A 2,606-nucleotide genomic window follows, 5' to 3' on the forward strand; every position below is an offset into this window, starting at 1 on the left:
CTGCCGGTGTTCACCGAACTGGTGCGCGAACAGCTCTCCGACCGGGTGGCCGAACAGGACCGCACCATGACCGCGCTGACCCTGGTCGGCGGCCTGGCGAACCTGTTCACCGCCTACCTCACCGGCCAGCTCGACGTCTCCCGCGAGCACCTCACGGCCCACTGCGTCCGCCTCGTCCTCGGCGCCGACGCCCTGCACGCCTGACCCCTCCCCCACCCCGCGAGTCGCCACCCCAGCCCCGCGAGTCGACGCTCCAGGTCCGCGAGTCGCCACTCCAGACCCGCGAGTCGCCGCTCCGGGTCCGTGAGTCGACGTCGGGGGTGCGTGACCCGAGGGGGTGGGACCACGTCCGCCACGCGGCGCCCGCCGACAGCTTGCGCCGACTCGCGGGGGCCCCACCCCGGCTCGCCCGCCTCCCGCGCGAACTCGCCGGCCTCCCGCGTCAACTCGCGGGCACCGGGCGGCGACTCGCGGACCTGGAGTGGCGACTCGCGGGGAGGTCATGACGACAGTTGGAGGGCGATGTCGATGATCATGTCTTCCTGGCCGCCGACGTAGCGGCGGCGGCCGACCTCGTAGAGGATCTCGTGGGCGGGCACGCCGTAGCGCTCGGCGGCACGTTCGGCGTGCAGCAGGAAGCTGGAGTACACCCCGGCGTAGCCCTGCACGATGGACGAGCGGTCCATCACCGGAAGCCGGGTGATGTAGGGCTTGACCACGTTCTCCGCGGCGTCCATGAGCACGTCCTTGTCCGCCCCGGTGTGCACGCCGAGCCGATCGAAGGTGGCCGCGAGGACCTCGGTGGGCGAGTTGCCCGCGCCGGCCCCGAGCGCCACCAGCGACCCGTCGATCTGCCGGGCGCCCGCACGGTGGGCCAGCACCGAGTTGGCCACGCCGAAGCTGAGGTTCTGGTGCCCGTGGTAGCCGACCTGTGCCTCGTCGCCGACCTCGGCCACCAGGGCGGCGACCCGGTCGGCGGCGTCCTCCAGGATCAGCGCGCCCGCCGAGTCGACCACGTAGACGCACTGGCAGCCCGCGTCCACCATGATCCGCGCCTGTTTCGCCAGCTCCTCCGGCGTGGACATGTGCGCCAGCATCAGGAAGCCGACCGTCTCCAGGCCCAGCGCGCGGGCCTCGCCGAAGTGCTGGATCGAGACGTCGGCCTCGGTGCAGTGGGTGGCGATGCGCACCGCGCCCGCACCGAGGTCGGCGGCGGCCTTGAGGTCGGTGACCGTGCCCAGCCCCGGCAGCAGCAGCACCGCGATGCGGGCCTGCCGTGCCTGGTCGACCGCGGCGGAGATCAGGGTCCGTTCGTCCACCCGGGAGAAGCCGTAGTTGAACGTGGAGCCGCCGAGCCCGTCGCCGTGGGTGACCTCGATGAGCGAGATCCCCGCCGAGTCCAGCGCGCGCACGGTGTCGCGCACCTGGGCCTCGGTGAACTGGTGGGCCATCGCGTGGCTGCCGTCGCGCAGGGTGGTGTCGACCAGCCGCACCCGGTCGGCACCCGTGCCGCTCGTGCCCGCCGTGCCCGCCGTGCCGCTCGTGCCTGCCGCGCCCGTCGTGCTCATGCCCGCACCGCCTTGTCCTCGATGATCCGTTCGGCCAGCAGTTCGCCCACCTTCGACGCGGCGGCGGTCATGATGTCCAGGTTGCCCGCGTAGGTGGGCAGGTGGTCGCCGTTGCCCGCCACCTCGAGGAACGCGGCCACCCGCGCCTTGCCGCCCCAGTCCGGACGCGGGTCGTCGAACTGCGGGTCGGCGGTGAGCCGGTAGCCGGGCACGTAGGTCTGCACCTCGGCCACCATCCGGTGGATCGACTCGGCCACCGCGTCCCGGTCGGCGTCCGGGTCGATCGCGCAGAACACCGTGTCCCGCATGATCATCGGCGGTTCCATCGGGTTGATGATGATGATCGCCTTGCCCCGCTCGGCACCGCCGACCTCCTCCAGGCCGCGGGCGGTGGTCTCGGTGAACTCGTCGATGTTGGCGCGGGTGCCCGGCCCGGCCGACCGCGACGACACCGACGCGACGATCTCGGCGTAGGAGACGGGGGTGACGCGGGAGACGGCGTGCACCATCGGGATGGTGGCCTGCCCGCCGCAGGTGATCATGTTGAGGTTCGGCGCGTCGACCCGGGCGGGCAGGTTCACCACCGGGCAGGTGAACGGCCCCACCGCCGCGGGGGTGAGGTCGACGGCGGGGATGCCGGCCTCGGCATAGCGCGGCGCGGCGGCCAGGTGGGCCTTCGCCGAGGTCGCCTCGAACACCAGGTCCGGCCGTTCGTCCCGGTCGAGCAGCCAGTCCACCCCCTCGGCGGAGGCGGCGATCCCGAGCTCGGCCGCCCGCGCGAGCCCGTCCGAAGCCGGGTCCACACCCACCATGTACCGCACGTCGATCCGCTCGCTGCGGCGCAGTTTCGCCAACAGGTCCGTTCCGATGTGCCCCGGGCCGACGATGGCGGCCACCGCTCGGGAATCGCTCATGGCGGCACACGGTGCTCCGGCGCGCACGGTGGGGCAACGTCGCCGTCCCGCTCACCGGAAACGGCCCGCCCACGCCGGGTCCCGCCCCCACCGCGGGACCCGGCGCGGGGCTCGTCAGGCGCCG

2 protein-coding genes and 1 pseudogene are annotated in these 2,606 nt (G+C 73.3%); 1 reads left to right on the plus strand and 2 read right to left on the minus strand.

What is annotated here, in order from left to right:
• Positions 1–204: pseudogene (locus tag ACTIR_RS0108400) on the plus strand (TetR/AcrR family transcriptional regulator); the annotation flags it as partial.
• Positions 205–500: 296 nt separating this feature from the next.
• Here the strand turns inward: ACTIR_RS0108400 and dmpG are convergent.
• On the minus strand, positions 501–1,568 hold the full coding sequence (gene dmpG / locus ACTIR_RS0108405; RefSeq protein WP_267879484.1) for a 4-hydroxy-2-oxovalerate aldolase: 1,068 nt from the start codon (positions 1,566–1,568) through the stop codon (positions 501–503).
• A complete protein-coding gene (locus ACTIR_RS0108410; protein WP_026453937.1) occupies positions 1,565–2,482 on the minus strand; it encodes an acetaldehyde dehydrogenase (acetylating) in 918 nt (305 codons plus the stop codon). Before ACTIR_RS0108410 ends, dmpG begins: the two co-directional genes overlap by 4 nt.
• Between the last annotated feature and the right edge of the window lie 124 nt (positions 2,483–2,606).

Origin of the sequence: Saccharomonospora iraqiensis subsp. iraqiensis (assembly GCF_000430445.1) — a bacterium.
GTDB classification, from domain to species: domain Bacteria; phylum Actinomycetota; class Actinomycetes; order Mycobacteriales; family Pseudonocardiaceae; genus Saccharomonospora; species Saccharomonospora iraqiensis.